This is a genomic window from Parazoarcus sp. PS-13 R2A (assembly GCF_057621855.1).
Genome location: NZ_JBYEXN010000001.1, coordinates 194786 through 212871, shown reverse-complemented (window position 1 = coordinate 212871; position 18086 = coordinate 194786). Strand labels below are relative to the sequence as shown.

The following is an 18086-nucleotide window of genomic DNA, read 5'->3' as shown; positions in this document are numbered from 1 at the left end:
CTTTCGGACGACGTGCCCTGCAGCTGTATCGCCACCCTATTCGTCCGGATGCAGGATTAGAATCGAGCGCATCGACGGACCGCGCACAGATTTGCGCACCAGCAGGCTTGCACCAATTGAAGCACCTTCCGGGAGTGCATGCGATGCATGAGGAGTACGGCACTTCACCACGCAACCGGCCACAACTCGAGCGGCGGCGCCTTACTGTGCGTGGCGTCGTGCAGGGCGTGGGCTTTCGCCCTTTCGTTTATCGCCTGGCGCAGGAACTCGATCTGAGCGGCTGGGTGCGTAACGACGGCAGCGGCGTCGAGCTCGAGGCACAGGGGACGGCAGGCAACCTTTCGGCCCTTGTCGCTCGCCTGCATGGCGAAGCGCCGCCGCTGGCGAGCATCGAGAGACTCGACAGCAGCCTGTGCGAACTCGACCCGAATGACCGCGGCTTCACCATCAGCGCATCCCAGGGGGGCAGCGTCACGACATCGATCGCCCACGACAGCGCAGTGTGCGATGAATGCCTGCATGAGCTTTTCGACCCCACCGGCCGGCGCTGGCGCCACCCGTTCATCAACTGCACCCAGTGCGGACCACGCTACACGATCACCCGCGGCCTGCCTTACGACCGCGTCAGCACCAGCATGGCAGCATTTGCGCAATGTCCGGAGTGTGCCGGCGAGTACCGCAACCCGCTTCACCGGCGCTTTCATGCAGAGCCCAACGCCTGTCCCGCCTGCGGTCCCAGACTGAGCCTGCTCGAAGCCTATGGGGTTACGGTCGCAAGCCACGACCCGATCGCCGACACCTTGCTGCGCCTGCTGTGCGGCGAGATCGTTGCGGTGAAGGGCCTTGGTGGATATCACCTGATGTGCGATGCCCGCAACCCGGAGGCTGTCGATCGGCTGCGTCAGCGCAAATCACGCGACGACAAGCCCTTTGCGATCATGGTGGCCAATACGGCCTCGGCCCGCCACTGGGCGAACCTTGGAGCCACCGACGAATCTCTGCTCTGCAGTCCCGAGCGCCCCGTGGTGCTGTGCGACAAGCGCGACACAGTGGACGCCGAATTGCACGGCGTGGCGCCGGGACTCGCCTGGATCGGCCTGATGCTGCCGTACACACCGCTTCACTACCTCCTGTTCCACGACTTCGCAGGCCGCCCTGCGGGTACAGGGTGGCTTCGCGATGCGCAGGAGCTGGCGCTGGTATGCACCTCAGCCAACCCCGGCGGCGAACCGCTGGTGACCGGCGACCGCGAGGCGACACGGCGCCTGATGGGGATCGCCGACGCCTACCTTCTCCACGACCGCGAGATCGTCGTCCGCTGCGATGACTCGGTTGTGCGCAGCCTCCCCGCCGTGCGTGCAGGCGATCTCAGGATGCAGTTCGTGCGCCGCTCGCGCGGCTACACCCCGCGCGCCCTGAGGCTGGCGGGCAAGGGCGAACCGGTCATGGCCTTCGGCGGATTGCTCAAGAACACCCTGTGCATGACCCGCGGCGACGAGGCCTTTCTGTCGCAGCACGTCGGTGACCTCTCGTCTGCGGGCGCCAGCCAGGCCCTGGACGAAGTCGCCAGCCACCTGCAGCACATCCTCACGCTCACACCGCTGGCGGTCGCGCACGACCTGAACCCGGACTTCCCGTCGACGCTGGCTGCCGAAGCCCTGGCTGAGCGCCTGGGAATTCCGGCCTTCCCGGTGCAGCACCACCATGCACATATCGCTGCGGTCCAGGCCGAACACCACCACCAGGGCCCCATTCTCGGACTCGCCCTGGACGGATCCGGCCTCGGCACCGACGGCAAGGCCTGGGGCGGCGAACTGCTTCAGGTCGATGGCGCGCACTTCAATCGCCTCGGCCACCTCGCCGCGCTGCGACAGCCCGATGCCGGAAAATCGGAGCGCGAACCCTGGCGCATGGCCTCGTCCGTGCTGCACAGACTGGGACGAGGCGACGAAATTGCCAGTCGTTTTCACAATGAAGCGGCCGCGTGGCGCATGCGTGATCTGCTTGAGTCCGGTACAGGCTGTCCGCCGACGACCAGCCTCGGGCGCTGGTTCGACGCCGCAGCAGGCCTGCTCGGTGTGTGCGAGCGCATGGGCTATGAAGGCGAGGCCGCGATGCGGCTGGAAAGCCTTGCCACCCGTTTCGGCGGGGTACTGCCCTTGCACCGGGGTTGGCAGCTGACCGACAGCGGCGATCTCGACCTGCTGCCGCTGCTGTCCGCGCTGGCCGACGAACGCAACCCGGCACGGGGTGCGGCGCTGTTCCATGCAACCCTCGCAACCGCGCTCGAGTCCTGGGTGTTGCAGGCAGTCGACGCAACGGGCATTCGCAGCGTGGCCTTGTCGGGCGGATGCTTTCTCAACCGCCTGCTGTCCCGCGATCTTTCCCGTCGGCTTTCGGCGCGCGGACTGGATGTACTGGAAGCCCGCCAGGTGCCGCCCAACGACGGCGGCCTCGCACTCGGCCAGGCCCACGTCGCCCGCCACATCCTGCATCGCTGCAGCAGCTGACAGCCTGCGGCCCGGATCGGGCCTATCGTGACCAATCGCCTTGGCGGGCTTCAAGGCTGCCTGTAAGCTCGTCGTCCGCCTTTTGTCGGCGCGGAGTTCAGGAGAAAACACTTGGCAGTCGGTCTTTTGCGTTCGAACACGGTGCGCTGGTTACTGGGCGGTGCGGCACTCCTGCTGCTTGCCGACCTGCTGCTGGTGTCCGTGGTGCTGAACGACCGCGAGCAGGCCCTGAACAGGGGGCGGGAAACCGCGCGAACATCGGCCTCGATCATCCTGCGTCGCGCCGAGGGCCTGTTCGATTCGCTTGATCGCACCCTGTCTGGGGTTGCCGAAGTCATGACCGCGCGCGATTTGCCCCCGGCGCGGGATGACCTGTACATCCATCGGCTGCTGGTCCGCCGTCACGCCATTACCCCCGCACTGAGCTGGCTGCTGATCACCGACACCGACGGCCTGACGGTCGCAAGCTCGCGCAGCTTTCCCGCCCCGCCGCTTCAGATTTCCGATCGGGAATACATCCGCGCTCAACGCGAGGACTGGTCGCTCGGAATGTACATCGGGCTGCCCGTGGTCTCCCGCGGGATCGGCACGCCGGTCGTTCCGATCAGCCGCCGGCTGGAAACCGACGGCGGGCGCTTCACCGGCATCGTCGCTGCCGGCCTGAGAAGCGAGTTTCTGCAAAGCCTGGTGGACGACCCGGGTCCGCCCGAAGGCCTGGTCATCGGCATTTTTCGCAGCGACGGCCACGCCCTGGCCTGCCTGCCATCCCGAAGCGCCTGCCCCGACGCGCCGCTGAGCGTAGTCGACGATGCGGACGACGAGCAGGCAGACAGCGCGCGCGTCCTCAATGCCCGCCTGATCGGCAGCGATGCCGGCGTGAGTGCCTTGCACGCGTCGCAGCGCTACGAGTTCTTTGTGGTTACCGATTATCCGGCCGAGGTCCTGCTCGCCGCCTGGCGACATAACCTGCCGGCGTTTCTTGCACTCGGTCTGGGGGGCAACCTGGCGCTGATCGCGATCGGCCTGTACGCCTGGCGCCAGGTCACGCACCGCCAGCGCGCAATGGCCGAACTTGCCCACAGCAATCTGGTGCTGGAAGACCGGGTCCGTGAGCGTACCGAAGCGCTTGCGCGCATGGCCAATACCGACGTACTGACCGGCCTGCCCAACCGCAGGCTGTTCATGAGCGAAGGCACCCGCCTGCTCGCCCTCGCCCGCCGCCATCATCACCCGCTCTCACTGATGATTCTGGATGCGGACCACTTCAAGCTGATCAACGACCGTCATGGTCATGCCGCCGGCGATGCCGTACTGCGCACCCTTGGCGCCGCACCCTCGGATGTGCTGCGCAGCTCCGACATCTTTGCAAGACTGGGCGGCGAAGAGTTTGCCGTCCTGCTGCCGGAAACCGGACACGAGGGCGCGCTTGAAGTGGGAGAGCGGCTACTGGATGCGTTCCGCAACAGTGTCACCGAACACGCCGGGGAACACCTGCATTTCACCGTCTCCATCGGGCTGGCCGAGCTTGTGCCCGGCGATACCGACCTCGAGGCCCTGCTTCATCGTGCAGACACCGCGCTGTATCGCGCCAAGCAGGAAGGACGCGACCGCCTCGTCAGCGATCGCCTGACAAACAGCAGCGAATGATCAGGGGGTAAGGTGGCGATAGGCGCCACCGAAGTAGACCAGCGGATCGGCGTCGCTGCGATCGAAGCTCACCACCTCGCTGACGAAGATCACGTGGTCCCCACCTGCGTGCCGGGTGGTGTTGCGGCAGACGAAACGGGCGCAGCAGCCATGCAACAGCGGTGCACCACCCAGACCATGATCGAAGCCCAGTCCGGCGAAGCGATCCGCCATGCGACTGGCGAAACGCTGCGACACGGCCTCCTGGTCGGCGGCCAGCACGTTGATCGCGTAGTATTCGCACTCTTCAAACAGCTTCAGACTCGGCAGATTGCTGGACAGACTCCAGACCACCAGCGGCGGATCCAGGGACACCGAATTGAACGAGTTGACCGTAAGCCCGATCAACTCACCCGTCGGCGTGCGCATGGTCACCACGGTGATGCCGGTAGCGAAGCGGCCAAGGGCGTTGCGGAAACTGCGCGAGAAATCCTCGGCGACGGGAGCGTTCTGGGACATGGGACAGCCTCTGGCGCGGCGCCAGCCACACCCGAAAGATAGTATTCAGGCGGCGGATTATGGCCGCGCAAGCGGTATACGTCGAGTACTGCAGCGCGACATGAAACTCGATTACAACATTAATACCGGAATTTGCACCCCACATGAGTGATTTTGCCCGTCGCCTGATCGAGTGGCAGCGCCACCACGGCCGCCATGACCTGCCCTGGCAGGGCGGACGCGACCCGTACCGCATCTGGCTGTCGGAAATCATGCTGCAACAGACCCAGGTCAGCACCGTGATTCCGTACTACACCCGATTCGTCGAGCGCTTTCCCGATGTGGCCGCGCTGGCTGCGGCACCGGTGGACGACGTCATGGCACTGTGGAGCGGCCTCGGCTACTACGCCCGCGCACGCAATCTGCACCGGGCGGCGCAGCTGGTCATGAGCGATCACGGTGGCGTGTTCCCGCGGACCGCAGCACAGATCGTCACCCTGCCCGGCATCGGTCGTTCCACCGCGGCGGCCATTGCCGCTTTCTCAAGCGACGAGCGCGCTCCGATTCTCGACGGCAACGTCAAGCGGGTGCTGTGCCGCGTGTTCGGCATCGAGGGCTTCCCCGGCGCGAAAGCGGTCGAATCGCGCCTGTGGGCGCTGGCCGAATCGCTGCTGCCGCAGGACGGCATCGGCAGCTACATCCAGGCTCAGATGGACCTCGGCGCCACCGTTTGCACTCGAGGCAAACCCGCCTGCACGCGCTGCCCGCTCGCCGACGAATGCATCGCGCGCCTCGGCAACCGGATTGCGTCGCTGCCAGCACCGAGACCCAGAAAGCAGATCCCGCGACGCAGCGTGCGCGTGGCGGTGATTGTCGACCGTGGCGCGGTCCTGCTCGAACGCCGCCCGCCCGCCGGAATATGGGGCGGTCTGCTGAGCCTGCCGGAAGTGCCCGAGCACGAAACAGAGGTCGACTGCTGGGTACGCGACCGGCTTGGCATCGACGCCGGCACTGGCGTTCTGCTTGCGCCGCTGACACACACGTTTACCCACTTCGTGCTCGACATTCAGCCGTGGCGGTTCGATCTCGCCGCACAAGGCGTCCGTGCTGAAGAAGGCGGCAGCACGCAGTGGTTGCCGCTTGCAGACACTTCCGATGCGGCCTTGCCGACACCGGTGCGCAGCATCCTAATGCAGATGGCGGCGCCGGACCTGTTTGCTTAGGAAGGCTGCGCTGGGCTCGGGGTGTGGCGCTGTTCCGATGCGAGGGTCTGGTTCACGCGGAGGCGCGGAGGCGTTGTCTGAATGAGGAAACGCCTCGCGCCTGACCTGAGGGTCATCCTGCGTGGGTGCGTGCCCAGCGCACGATGTCGGCGGCGCCCATGGCGCCTGCCTGCCGGGCGATTTCCTTGCCGTTTCTGAACAGCGCGAGCGTGGGGATGCTGCGGATATTGTATTGGGCGCCGATGGCCTGATTAGCCTCGGTATCGAGCTTCGCTACGCGGAAATCCGGTTCCAGCGTTCGCGCCGCCTCGGCGTAAGCCGGCGCCATCGAACGACATGGCCCGCACCACGGCGCCCAGAAATCCACCAGCACCGGAACGTCGTTGCGCTGGATATGGCGGGAAAAACTCGACGCGTTGAGCTCCAGAGGTGCAGCAACAAACATCGGCTTGTGGCACTGCCCACAACTCGGCTGCTCGGTCAGCCGCGCAGCAGGCACGCGGTTTACAGCGTTGCAATGGGGGCAGACGAGGTGCATGGAATCTGACATGGCGATGACCCGGGACTGGCAATGATTTCAAGGTGGAGTCAGCTCTCCCAAACTTCAAGAGCCGTCAGCCCACTCCATCCTGCGCGCCGCCGCGAGCCTCAAGACCAGCCATCCGCAAAGCACTCTGCCGGGGCAAGTCAGGCCATGAGCGCCGCCGACATCACGCTGTTGACATGTACCCACGCAGGATGCCCTATCCAGGCGCAAGGGATCGCCTCAGTCAGGCGACTCCTCCGCGCCTCCGCGTGCCCCAGAACCCAGCCCCGAAAACCCGAACCACGCTCACGCCTTGCCCAGCAAGCCATGCTGCCGCAAGAATTGCTGCATGATCTCCAGCCGGCTCTGCACATCGTCGAGTTCAAGCAGGCGCTGGCGCGCAAGCGCCGGGATGGGGAGCAACTCGGCATAACGCGCCCCCACCCAGGCCGCGTCTTCGAAGTGGTGCGGTGGCGGCATGCGGTCGCCTGCTTCCGCTGCCAGTACCCTGAGCAGCGGAAGAATCTCGGCCTGAGCCTCGGGCACCGGCTGCACCGGCGGCTCGTCCAGCCACACCACCTCGCCATTGAGCAGACCGTCGTGCTCGACCTCGTGATCGACCACCCGAAACCGCCGCGCTCCGCGCACCATGATAGCCAGCACGCCCGGTTCGGCCATGTCCCAGCTTTCAATTCGCGCCTCGGTGCCGACCTCGTGCGGCAGCGCGGCCTCGCCGACCTCCTGCCCCGCTGCGATCAGACAGACGCCGAAGCTGCTGCCCTCGCGCATGCACCGGGTCACCATGTCCATGTAGCGCGCTTCGAAAATCCGCAAGGGCAGCAGACCATCGGGGAAGAGCACCGTATTGAGCGGAAACAGCGGCAGACGCTCACTCATCGGCCTTCCTCCTGCTCTCCCCAGCGCGCCATCAGGGTGTGGGCGACGCCGAGCTGATCGAGCACCCGCGCCACGACGAAATCGACCAGATCCTCCACCGTCCTCGGATGGTGGTAGAAGCCCGGATTGGGCGGCAGGATGCACACACCCAGCCTTGCCAGCTTGAGCATGTTCTCGAGATGGATTGCCGAGTACGGCGTCTCGCGCGGCACCAGCACCAGCTTGCGCTGCTCCTTGATGACCACATCGGCCGCACGCTCGATCAGGCTCTGACTGAGCCCGGCCGCAATCGATGCCAGCGTCGCCATGGTGCACGGGCAGACCACCATGGCATCAGGCGGATTGGAGCCCGAGGCCGGCGGTGCAAACCACTCTTCCCTGCCAAACACCCGCAACTGCCCGGGTGCAGCGCCGAAGCGCGCGGAGAGTTCGGTTTCGACCTCGGCCGCGCGACCGGGCAGGTGCCAGTCCATTTCCTGGCGCGCAACGATCTGCGCCACCTGGGAATACAGCAGCCACACCCGGCAGCCCGATTGCAGCAGGCACTCCACCAGACGCAGGCCGTACGGCATGCCGGAGGCGCCGGTGAAGGCGACGGTGATGGTGCGCGGGGTGCTCATCGATTGTGCTTCCTTATCAGGCCATCATTGGGCCACTGCTGCGCGCACGCCGGAAAATCACTTCAGGTAGTCGCTCAGGATGACCCAGCGTCCGTCGCGAATCTGGGCCAGGCGGCCGTAGCGGTTGCCAAGGTGGTCGTCGTGGCTGAAGCGATACTCGGGGCTGCCGAAGAAATCGCGCGTGGTCTTGAGTTGCTCCAGAGCAGAGACGAAGCCTTCGACCGTGAGTTCCCGCCCGGCCGCATTTGCGCCCTGCACGAAGAGATCGGCAATGCTGTAACCCATCGCGCTCCACACGTTCGGATCGACGCCAAAACGCTTGCGATAGCGCGTGATCCAGTCGGCCAGCGCACTGTTGGCACCCTCGGCATAGGGATGCGGCAGCACGCTCACACCGTACAAGCCATCGACGGCCGCGCCGCCGAGTTCATGCGTCTGTGCCGAATAGCCGGATGCGGTCACAAGCATGTCGACCATCCAGCCGGTCTTGCGCGCTTCGCTCATGGCGGCGATGGTTTCACGCACCACCGTCGCGAGCACCACGAAGTCGCAATCGGCGCCACGCAGGCGGGCGATCTGGCTGGAGAAATCGGTGGCGCCGCGCTTGTAGCTGGTTTTTTCGACCAGGCTCTGGCCGATTCGGGCGAGCCCTGCCTCTACCCCCTTGAGGACTTCAAGACCATAGTCGTCGTCCTGATAGAGCAGGCAGGTACGCTTGTAGCCGCGGCTTTGCACCATGTGACGCGTGGCCGCATCCATGTAGCTCTGATACGGCGCGAAGATCTGGAACTTCAGCGGATGCAGCGGGCTGTAGGTTGCCTCATGGGGCGAGAACGGGAACAGGTGTGGGCGACCGGCATCGATGATCAGCGGCATGGTGGCCATCACGACCGGCGTACCGAAGTTGGCGAGAAAGGCGAAGGCCTGATCGCGGTCGAGCAGCTTGCGCGTCGCCAGCACGGCGCGCTTGGGGTCGTAGCCGGTGTCCTCGACCACCATCCGCAGCTTGCGCCCATGCACCCCGCCCGCCGCGTTCGCTTCTTCGAGGCGCAGCAGCATGCCGTCGCGCACCGGCGAACCGAGCATCGCGGCAGGGCCGGACAGATCCTGGATGCTGCCAAGAACGATCTCGCGATCGCTGACGCCGGGCGTGGCAGCCACTGCAAACGCGGTGGTCAAGGCCAGCGCACAACCAAGAACGAAACGGGAAACAGACATGGGCGGACCCTGAACGAAGAAGTCGGACCGCGATTATCCTTCAAGCCGGCGATAACCGCAGCCGTCAGTCTTCAGTGCCCTTGCGCACAGACGCCGGCGCGCCGCCGGAAGCCGATGCCAGACCCTGCGGCCGCAGCAGCACCATTGCCACGATCACCGCGCCAAAGAGCACGGTCTCGAGTCCGGCACTGCGGCTCCATTCGCCCGGCAGCACGTCGCGCAGCAAGGCAATCAGCTGCGGCAGACTGACGATGACGAGCGCGCCCCACAACGCACCGGACAGGTGGCGGGCGCCACCGATGAACACCAGCATCAGCAGTTCGAAGGAGAACATCAGCCCGAACTGCTCGGGACTGATGAAGCCGATCCAGTGCGCGTAGAGCGCACCCGCCAGTCCGGCCAGCGCGCCGCCGAGCACGAAGGCGCGCAACTTGGTCGCGGCCACGTCGACGCCGCAGGCCTCGGCGGCCGCGATCTCGTCCTCGCGCACCGCCCGCCAGGCGCGACCGCTGCGCCCTGCCAGCAGACGCCTGCATGCCAGCCAGGCCAGCATCAGCGCAGCAAGGCTGACCAGCATCTGTTCCAGCGGCGTATCCACCTTCATCCCGCCCAGGTTCAGGGTCGGCACGCTGAGTCCGGCGCCGCCGCGGGTGAGCGAGGTCCAGCGCACGAGCATTTCTTCCACGATGAGCGCAAAGGCCAGCGTGCTCATCGCAAAGTACAAGCCGCCGAGGCGCCGGGCGGGAAGGCTTGCCAGCGCCCCGCCGGCCGCGCCAAGCGCCACTGCGGCCGGCACCGAGAACACTGGCGGCACGCCACGCATGGCGAGCAGGGTCTCCGCGTAGGCACCGAGCGCCACCAAGGCACCCTGCCCCAAGGTGATCTGCCCCGCCTGACCGACGATGATGACCAGCCCGAGACCGGCAATCGCATAGGTTGCAACCAGCGTGGCCTGCCCGGCGGCGTAGTCAGCACCGAGTACGCTGAGCCCGAGCACAAGAATGGCTGCGATCAGCAGCAGCGGACGCAGCATGCTCACCGGCGCCTCCGCCATCCTGCGGCCATGCCATCGGGGAAAAGCAGCAGGGCGAGCATCAGCAGCACATAGGGCACGACATCCTTGACGCCCTCAGGGAGCACCAGACCGGCGAGCGACTCGGCCACGCCGAGAAAGACGCCCCCCACCAAGGCCCCCGGCAAGCTGGTCAGCCCGCCGAGCACCGCGGCTGGAAAGGCCTTGAGTGCAATCAGCCCCATGTTCAGATGGATGAAGGTAATCGGCGCGAGCAGGAGGCCCGAAACGGCGGCAAGCCCAGCGCCAAGCGCCCACGCCAGGGTGTGCATCGAGGCGACCGGCACCCCCATCAACGCAGCGACCCGCGCGTTTTCGGAGCATGCACGCAGCGCGAGTCCCGCTCGCGTGTAGCGAAAGAAGATTGCCAGCATCCCTGCCAGCACCACGGTGGCCACAATCACCAGCACATGGCTCAGGGACAGGGCGAGCGCACCGATCTGCAGCACGCTGTCAGCGAACGGGAGACGGTAGATGTCGTGGCTTGCCGCCGGCACCGACGTGACCCCGCCGCGCAGCATCATGCCGAGGCCGAAGGTCAGCAGCACTGCAACCAGATGTGGCTGGCCGATCGCCCGGCGCAGGGCGACACGTTCCAGCACCGCACCCAGCAGCGCGAGCCCCGCCACAGCAACGACCGCCGCCAGCCACAAGGGCCAGCCCGCACCGGTATTGAGCGCCACGGCAGCAAACGCCCCCACCATGAGCAGTTCGCCCTGCATGAAGCTCACCGTTTCGGTGGCCTTGTAGATGAGGACGAAGGACAGCGCCACCAGTCCATACACGCAACCGATGGCAATTCCGCTGGTGAGAACCTGGATCAGGGAAAGCATGGGCGCGAAGGATAGACCATCGGGGGCTTCGCTGGGCAAAGGCCACACCCGGCCGCAGGTAACAGGGCTGCGGCGCTTACCCGGGGCCGCTCTCCCGGAGGCAGACGTTCGCGGCCTGCGGCTTCCCGTTGCTTGAGGCACTGTGGCGGCGGTGGCGCAAACTCGGGCGCTTCGCGCCCTCAGACATGCGCCACCTTGTTCCCGCCACAGCACCTCAAGCAACGGCGCTCTCGACAGCCTCCGGAAGAGCGACCCCGGCGCGCCACAACCCTGTTACCTGCTACAGAGTGCGTTGCTCGGCGGTTTATTGCAGGCTTCGCGATACTCGGCGACAAGGCGCTCGACCAGCTCCGCCACAGTCGGAATGTCGTGAATATTCGCCACCCCGTGGCCAGCACTCCACACATCGCGCCAGGCACGCGCCTCGTCCGACAGATCGTGCAGCTTGCCCTTCCCGTGTCCCGCCACCAGTTCGCTGCGTTCGAAACCCGCCTGCTCCAGACTTGGCCACAGGAAATTGGCATTGGTGCCCGAAATCACATCGGTATAGACCACCTCCGACGGGCCGCAATCCACCACCATCTGCTTGTAAGCCTCCTGCGCCAACGCCTCGCGAGTCGCGATGAAACGCGTCCCCATGTAGGCGAAATCGGCACCCAGCACCTCGACCGCACGGATCGAGGCACCGTCCGAAATGCTGCCAGCCGCGATCAGCACGCCATCCCAGAACTCGCGGATCTCGCGGATCAGGCTCACCACGCTCTGGGTGCCGGCGTGACCGCCTGCCCCGCCGGCCACCGCGATGATGCCGTCGACACCGGCCGCCGCGGCCTTCTTCGCATGGTAGGCATGCACGATGTCGGAAAACACCAGCCCGCCATAGGCATGAACCGCCTTCACCACCTCGCCGGGATGGCCCAGGCTGGTGATCACAAAGGGCACACGGTGACGCACGATGGTCGCCAGGTCCTCCTCCAGACGCTTGTTGGACGCATGGAGGATGAGATTCACCCCGTAGGGCGCACATGGCGCATCCGGATTGTCCGCGCGATGCCCGGCAAGCGCCGCATCGATCTGAGTCAGCCACTCCTCAAGTTGCGCAGCCGGCCGTGCGTTGAGCGCGGGAAAGGTACCGGCCACCCCGGCCTTGCAGGTCGCGATGACCAGCTCGGGGCCGGATACCAGAAACATCGGCGCGGCAATCGCGGGCACACTCATGGTGCCGCGGAAGGATACGGGAATTGTCATGCTGCCTCCTCACTGTTGTTGCGAGCGGGCAATCAATGCCCTTGCATGAAGCGCACTCTAGCATGTGAAGCGCACATTTCAAACGACCGTTTGAATATGTCTGCCATCCGATGCCCGATGGCATCCGCCGAGAGAATCAGGTGCTATCCTCGGCGCCATGCAAGGCATCGAATCCCTTCTCTACGGCATCGGTATTGCCGGCGTGGCGGTCAACGCGGCCGCCGGCGTGCTCGATGCCGGGCGCAAGCCCTTCGACCTTTTCGGCATGGTCGTGGTGGCACTGGCCGCCTCCCTGGGTGGCGGCACCTTGCGCGACGTGCTGCTCGATCGCACGGTTTTCTGGATTGCAGATCAGAGCAATCTGATCGCGGCCATCGTCGCCGGCCTCGCGACATTTCTCGTGGTGCGCGTGGTGCGCCTGCCGCCACGCCTGTTCCTGTTACCGGACGCCCTTGGCCTCGCACTCTTCACCGTCTCGGGCACCCAGGCCGCCATCGCGATGGGAGCGCCATGGCTGGTGGCCAGCCTGATGGGCGTGATCACCGGCGTTTTCGGGGGCATCGTACGCGACGTGCTGTGCAACGAAGTTCCCCTGGTTTTTACCGCCGAACTGTATGCCACCGCATCATGGGCCGGCGCCCTGCTGCTGCTCGCCCTGCTCGAAGCCGGCGTCAGCCCAGGGTGGGCTGCGCTGGCCGGCGCGACGCTGGTGCTGGTGATTCGTCTGGGTGCCATCCGCTTCAAATGGCGGTTGCCGGTGTTCATTGCCCGAAGCTGACGTCAAGCGTGACATTCGCCGCGCATCAGTAGATACCCTTCTGGCGTATGCAGGTCGATCCTAATAAGGTATGCGGCCAAGCCGGGACCACCCGGTACATCAAGCAACAGAGCCTGGCTACGAAAGGCTCGACCTGACAGGAGTTCATCCATGAGCATGATGAAGGAATTCAAGGAATTCGCCATGCGCGGCAACGTCATCGATCTCGCCGTTGGCGTGATCATTGGCGGCGCCTTCGGCAAGATCGTCGATTCGCTGGTCAAGGACATCGTGATGCCGGTCGTTGGCCGCCTCGTCGGCGGCGTCGATTTCCGCCAGTTGTACATCAACCTTGGCAGCGACGTCTTCGAGACCCTGGAAGCGGCCGAAAAGGCGGGGGCACCGCTGATCAAGTACGGTAACTTCATCAACACCGCAATCGACTTCCTGATCATCGCCTTCGCCATCTTCATGGCAATCAAGGCCATCAACAAGCTCAAGCGTGCAGAACCGCCGGCACCGCCCGCCGAGCCCGCACCCGAACCGGAAGACATCAAGCTGCTGCGCGAGATCCGCGACTCGCTCAAGCAACGCAGCTGATCGCTGCAACATGAAAGAAGCCCCTGGTGGCGCCATGCAGGACGGCGCCACCAGGGGCTTCTTGCGTTCAGTTCAGTCGTTCAGCCGTAGGCACCGACGAACGGGTTGCTTTCGCGCTCTTCGCCAAAGGTCGAGGTTGGCCCGTGCCCCGGAACGAAAGTGATGTCGTCACCGAGCGGGAAGAGCTTGTTGCGGATGGAGCTGACCAGCATCTGATGGTCGCCGCGCGGAAAGTCGGTGCGCCCGATCGAGCCCGCGAAAAGCACATCGCCAACCAGCGCGAGCTTTGATTCCGGATGCACGAACACCACGTGGCCCGGCGTGTGGCCCGGCGTGTGGATCACCTGCAGCGTCTGCTCCCCCACGGTCACGGTGTCGCCATCGTGCAGCCAGCGATCAGGCGTGAAGGTTTCAACATCGGGAAAGCCGAACATCTTGCTCTGCTGAGCCATGCCGTCGATCCAGAAGCGGTCTTCCTCCTGCGGCCCTTCGATGGGCACGCCCAGTTCGCGCGCCAGTTTTGCGGTACCGCCGGCATGATCGATATGCCCGTGCGTGATCAGGATCTTCTCGATGGTGACGCCAAGTGCCTCAGCTGCGGCATGGATGCGGTCGAGATCGCCACCGGGGTCGACCACCGCTGCCTTGCGCGTCTTGTCGCACCAGATAATGCTGCAGTTCTGCTCGAAGGGCGTAACGGGAACAATGCGGACGTCGATCATGTGGGCTGGAACATCAGTAAGAAACCGGGGCCCAATGATAACCCGTCCACTCCGCAGGGGCCGCCACGAAGGGCGCGGCCCTGCGCAGAATGCGTGCTTATTGACCGGCGTTGGGGAAGAACAGCTGCTCGCCCCCGATCTTGTAGCCTGCAATCTCGGCCTGGCCCGCCGGCGACACCACCCAGTCCACAAACTGCTGGGCTTCGGCAGCCTTCACGTGCGGATGCTTGGCCGGGTTGATCACCATCACCCCGTACTGGTTAAACAGGCGAGTGTCGCCTTCGACCAGCACCTTGAGATCGGCGCGGTTCTTGAAATTGAGCCAGGTGCCACGGTCGGCCAGCACATAAGCGCCGGACGAAGCCGCCATGTTCAGTGCCGGGCCCATGCCACAGCCGCACTCCTTGTAGCCGGTGCCCTTGTTCGAATCGCTGTCGGCGTCCTTCCAGTAGCGCAGCTCGGCCGCGTGGGTACCGCTCTTGTCACCGCGCGACACGAAGCTGCCGTTGGCGGCAGCCAGCTTCTTCAGCGCGGAGACGATGTCCTTGCCGCGCACGCCCGCCGGATCAGCCTCCGGCCCGATCAGCACGAAGTCGTTGTACATCACCGGATAACGCTTTACGCCATAGCCTTCGGCAACGAATTTTTCCTCAGCGATCTGGTTATGCACGAACAACACGTCGGCATCGCCACGGCGCCCGGTATCGAGCGCCTGACCCGTGCCCTGGGCGACAACCTTGACCTCGATGCCGCTGGCCTTGGTGAAGGCCGGCAGCAGGTGAGAGAAAAGGCCGGACTGCTCGGTCGAGGTCGTGGAGGCCATCACGATCGACTCCGCCGAAGCGGTCGAGAATACGGACAGCAGCGCAACCAGGACACATGCCTTGCGGGTAGCGCGAAAGTTCTCGACTGATGCGTTCATACAAACTCCTCTGAGTGGGTGTTGGATCACCGGAACCGGCGACTCTTCGAGATTTCGGGTAACGTAAGCGCCCGCATGACTTCGATCAATATGAAGCGCTGTGCATAGGATCAACTTTCACTACACCCTCGGCGATGACGCCAGCCCCGCCCGCGTCCACAATCCGCTGATCGACCTCTTGCAGGCCGTGGCCGAAAGCGGCTCGATATCGGGCGCGGCCAAACGTCTTGGCCTGTCGTACCGGCATGTATGGGGCGAGCTCCGACGCTGGGAGGAGAGCCTCGGGCACAGCATGATCGTGTGGGAAAAGGGCCAGCCCGCGCGGCTGACCGAATTCGGCACCAAGCTGATGTGGGCCGAGCGCCAGGCTCAGGCGAGGCTGTTGCCGCAGATCGAGGCCCTGCGCGCCGATCTCGAGCGCGTCTATGCCGTGGCCTTCGACGACAGCGCCCATGTGCTGACGATGTATGCCAGCCATGACGAGGCACTTGCCGCACTGCAGGAGCAGGCACGCCAGCCCGCGCACCGACTGCATCTCGACATCCGCTTCAGCGGCAGTGTGGATGCCATCCGCGCCCTCAATGAGGGACGCTGCCTGATGGCCGGCTTTCACACGCTGGAAGGCGCCGACACCGACAGCCTGACACGCCGCACCTACAAGCCCCTGCTGCGCCCGGGCCTGCACAAGATCATCGGTTTTGCGCGGCGGACCCAGGGCCTGATCGTCGCCCGCGGCAATCCACTGAATCTGCACTCGCTGGCCGACGTGCGCCAACGCCGGGCCCGCTTTGCCAACCGTGCGCTAGGCACCGGCACCCGCGTGCTGCTGGACGAGCTTCTGCTACAGGCGGGTATCCCCGTGCAGGACATCAACGGCTACGACCATACCGAGCACTCCCATGCTGCGGTGGCCCAGGCCGTTGCCTCCGGCCAGGCCGACGTCGGCCTCGGCATCAAGGCCACGGCGCGTGGGCGCGGGCTGGACTTCGTGCCGCTGGCCAACGAACGCTACCACCTTGCCTGCCTCAAATCGGCACTCGATACGCCGGCGGTCGCCGCACTGCTCGATCTGCTCAAGGGCAATGCATGGCAGGCCGGTCTTGGCAGGCTGGCCGGCTACCAGCCGGCACAGTCAGGTGAGGTGTTGTCGATGCGCCAGGTGCTGCCATGGTGGTCCTACCGCAGCCCGAGGCCCTCCGCCCCGGACTGAGAACGCACCCTGCGCACTAGCGACTGGACGCTGCCAGAAAGGCGCCGGCACCGACAAAGAGCCCGCCGAACACACGGTTCTGGATCCTGAGCGCGTTCGGGTTGCGCAGCAAGGGACGAAAGCGGGTCGCCAGCAGCGCATAGCAAGACATCACCACCGTATCGACCGCGACCATGGTGGTGGCGATGACCAGAATCTGCGGCCACTGCGGTGCGGTGGCCACCATGAACTGCGGCACCAGCGCCGCCATGAAGACAATGGCCTTGGGATTGGTCAGGTTCACCAGCATGCCCTGCATGAACAGACCACCCCGGGGCCGGCCGGCTCCACTCCCGGCCTCATCGAGCGCCTCCACCCTGGCGCGCCACTTGGCGACACCAAGCCACACCAGGTACACCGCCCCCAGCACCTTGACGACGAGAAAGGCCGTGGCCGATGTCGCCAGCAGGGCGCCGAGCCCAAGCGTCACCACCGCAAGCTGCAGCAGCAATGCCGCCTGCAATCCGGCGATGGACCGCAGCGCGGCGCCATAACCGTGACGCAGGCCGGTTGCCATGGACAACACCGCCCCCGGCCCGGGCGACACCGAGATCACGAGATTCGCCACCAGAAAGGGCAGCCACAGATTCCAGCTCATACCGTCACACTCCGCTCAGGCAAACAGCGAATAAAGCATCTTGGCACACAGCAGCATCAGCACGCCGGCGAAGATCTTCTTGAGCGTCGCCACCGGCAGACGGTGCGCAAATGAAGCGCCGACCGGCGCCATGAAAATGCTGACGATACCAACCTGCACCAGCGCCGGCAGGTAGATATAGCCGAAAGACAGCGACGGCGTGCCGGCGACCGACCAGCCATTGACCAGGTAACCCACCGTTCCGGCCACGGCAATCGGAAGACCGATCGCGGCCGAGGTGCCGATGGCGTGCTGAACCTTGACGTTGCACCAGGTCATGAAGGGCACCGACAGCGATCCGCCGCCGATCGCCACCAGCGCCGACACGCCGCCAATGCCCATGCCGACCGCGGTCATCCCTGCGGTACCGGGCAGATTGCGCGAGGGCTTGGGCTTGACGTTGAGCAGCATCTGGATGGACACGTAGGCCATGAAGCAGACAAAGAAGATCGCCAGCGGCACCGTATCCACCCGCGACGCGATGAAGGTACCGCCAAATGTCCCCAGCAGGATGCCAGGGGTAATACTGCGAACGATATTCCAGTGCACGGCCCCACGCGCATGATGGGCCCGCAGGCTGGATACCGAGGTCAGCACGATGGTCGCCATCGACGTACCCAGCGCCATGTGCAGAACCTGCTCATGCGGGAAGCCCTGGGCGACGAAGAAGGTCGTCAGCATCGGCACCATGATGCCGCCGCCCCCCACGCCGAGCAGACCGGCAAAAAAACCGACAATCGCACCCAGGCCCAGGTAGGCCACCAACCACAGATCGAATTCCATTGCGCCAGACACCCTCGCTGCGCGCGACGACGTCCGTCGCGACAAGGGCCGAATGGTGGCCAGTTAGGCGCCGGGACGCAAGAGCCACACATGCCGGACGCAAACACGCGGGGATCGGCGAGCGCGCCGCATGCACACCGGACGA

General features: G+C 65.2%; 18 protein-coding genes. 6 read left to right on the top strand and 12 right to left on the bottom strand.

Annotation, left to right across the window (positions count from 1 at the left end; translation table 11 throughout):
• Window positions 1–143: 143 nt before the first annotated feature.
• Both hypF and AC22G6_RS01005 read left to right on the top strand, forming a co-directional pair.
• Window positions 144–2510, top strand: coding sequence for a carbamoyltransferase HypF (gene hypF, locus AC22G6_RS01010; RefSeq protein ID WP_487365237.1), 2367 nt, complete (start codon window positions 144–146; stop codon window positions 2508–2510).
• 111 nt (window positions 2511–2621) lie between these two features.
• On the top strand, window positions 2622–4157 hold the full coding sequence (locus AC22G6_RS01005) for a GGDEF domain-containing protein (protein ID WP_487365236.1): 1536 nt from the start codon (window positions 2622–2624) through the stop codon (window positions 4155–4157).
• Here the strand turns inward: AC22G6_RS01005 and AC22G6_RS01000 are convergent, their stop codons facing one another.
• Window positions 4158–4655, bottom strand: coding sequence for a flavin reductase family protein (locus tag AC22G6_RS01000; RefSeq protein WP_487365235.1), 498 nt, complete (start codon window positions 4653–4655; stop codon window positions 4158–4160). It abuts the gene before it with no gap.
• A 143-nt stretch (window positions 4656–4798) separates the two neighbouring features.
• Between AC22G6_RS01000 and mutY the strand changes: the two genes are divergently transcribed.
• A complete protein-coding gene (mutY, locus tag AC22G6_RS00995) occupies window positions 4799–5857 on the top strand; it encodes an A/G-specific adenine glycosylase (protein ID WP_487365234.1) in 1059 nt (352 codons plus the stop codon).
• Window positions 5858–5969: 112 nt separating this feature from the next.
• On the opposite strand, the gene trxC is transcribed toward mutY, so the two are convergent.
• From trxC to AC22G6_RS00960, 7 genes are all read right to left on the bottom strand, one after another.
• A complete protein-coding gene (gene trxC, locus AC22G6_RS00990) occupies window positions 5970–6407 on the bottom strand; it encodes a thioredoxin TrxC (RefSeq protein WP_487365233.1) in 438 nt (145 codons plus the stop codon).
• A 282-nt stretch (window positions 6408–6689) separates the two neighbouring features.
• Window positions 6690–7280, bottom strand: a complete 591-nt coding sequence (locus AC22G6_RS00985; protein ID WP_487365232.1) for an LON peptidase substrate-binding domain-containing protein — start codon at window positions 7278–7280, stop codon at window positions 6690–6692.
• Window positions 7277–7900: a flavin prenyltransferase UbiX gene (locus tag AC22G6_RS00980; RefSeq protein ID WP_487365231.1), complete on the bottom strand. Its 624-nt coding sequence runs from the start codon at window positions 7898–7900 to the stop codon at window positions 7277–7279. The genes AC22G6_RS00985 and AC22G6_RS00980 overlap by 4 nt, the downstream gene beginning before the upstream one ends.
• A gap of 57 nt (window positions 7901–7957) precedes the next feature.
• The gene (locus AC22G6_RS00975; protein WP_487365230.1) at window positions 7958–9118 is read right to left on the bottom strand and encodes an ABC transporter substrate-binding protein; all 1161 of its coding nucleotides are present in this window, start codon (window positions 9116–9118) and stop codon (window positions 7958–7960) included.
• 64 nt (window positions 9119–9182) lie between these two features.
• Window positions 9183–10151: a branched-chain amino acid ABC transporter permease gene (locus tag AC22G6_RS00970; protein ID WP_487365391.1), complete on the bottom strand. Its 969-nt coding sequence runs from the start codon at window positions 10149–10151 to the stop codon at window positions 9183–9185.
• Between the two features lie 2 nt (window positions 10152–10153).
• Window positions 10154–11023, bottom strand: coding sequence for a branched-chain amino acid ABC transporter permease (locus tag AC22G6_RS00965; RefSeq protein ID WP_487365229.1), 870 nt, complete (start codon window positions 11021–11023; stop codon window positions 10154–10156).
• 273 nt (window positions 11024–11296) lie between these two features.
• A complete protein-coding gene (locus AC22G6_RS00960) occupies window positions 11297–12271 on the bottom strand; it encodes an NAD(P)H-dependent flavin oxidoreductase (RefSeq protein ID WP_487365228.1) in 975 nt (324 codons plus the stop codon).
• Window positions 12272–12428: 157 nt separating this feature from the next.
• Here AC22G6_RS00960 and AC22G6_RS00955 point away from each other — a divergent pair, with 157 nt between their 5' ends.
• Window positions 12429–13049, top strand: a complete 621-nt coding sequence (locus tag AC22G6_RS00955; RefSeq protein ID WP_108950530.1) for a trimeric intracellular cation channel family protein — start codon at window positions 12429–12431, stop codon at window positions 13047–13049.
• A gap of 150 nt (window positions 13050–13199) precedes the next feature.
• Entirely contained in the window at window positions 13200–13628 is a 429-nt protein-coding gene (gene mscL, locus AC22G6_RS00950; RefSeq protein ID WP_487365227.1) for a large conductance mechanosensitive channel protein MscL, read from the top strand.
• A gap of 80 nt (window positions 13629–13708) precedes the next feature.
• Here mscL and AC22G6_RS00945 read toward each other — a convergent pair whose 3' ends face one another.
• Window positions 13709–14350: an MBL fold metallo-hydrolase gene (locus AC22G6_RS00945; RefSeq protein WP_487365226.1), complete on the bottom strand. Its 642-nt coding sequence runs from the start codon at window positions 14348–14350 to the stop codon at window positions 13709–13711.
• 97 nt (window positions 14351–14447) lie between these two features.
• A complete protein-coding gene (locus tag AC22G6_RS00940; RefSeq protein ID WP_487365225.1) occupies window positions 14448–15272 on the bottom strand; it encodes an ABC transporter substrate-binding protein in 825 nt (274 codons plus the stop codon).
• Between the two features lie 100 nt (window positions 15273–15372).
• Between AC22G6_RS00940 and AC22G6_RS00935 the strand changes: the two genes are divergently transcribed.
• Window positions 15373–16482, top strand: a complete 1110-nt coding sequence (locus AC22G6_RS00935) for a substrate-binding domain-containing protein (protein ID WP_487365224.1) — start codon at window positions 15373–15375, stop codon at window positions 16480–16482.
• Between the two features lie 16 nt (window positions 16483–16498).
• On the opposite strand, the gene rhtB is transcribed toward AC22G6_RS00935, so the two are convergent.
• Window positions 16499–17119 (bottom strand): homoserine/homoserine lactone efflux protein, encoded by a 621-nt coding sequence (gene rhtB / locus AC22G6_RS00930; protein WP_487365223.1) that lies wholly within the window; start codon window positions 17117–17119, stop codon window positions 16499–16501.
• 15 nt (window positions 17120–17134) lie between these two features.
• Entirely contained in the window at window positions 17135–17941 is an 807-nt protein-coding gene (locus tag AC22G6_RS00925) for a sulfite exporter TauE/SafE family protein (protein ID WP_487365222.1), read from the bottom strand.
• Window positions 17942–18086: the final 145 nt, after the last annotated feature.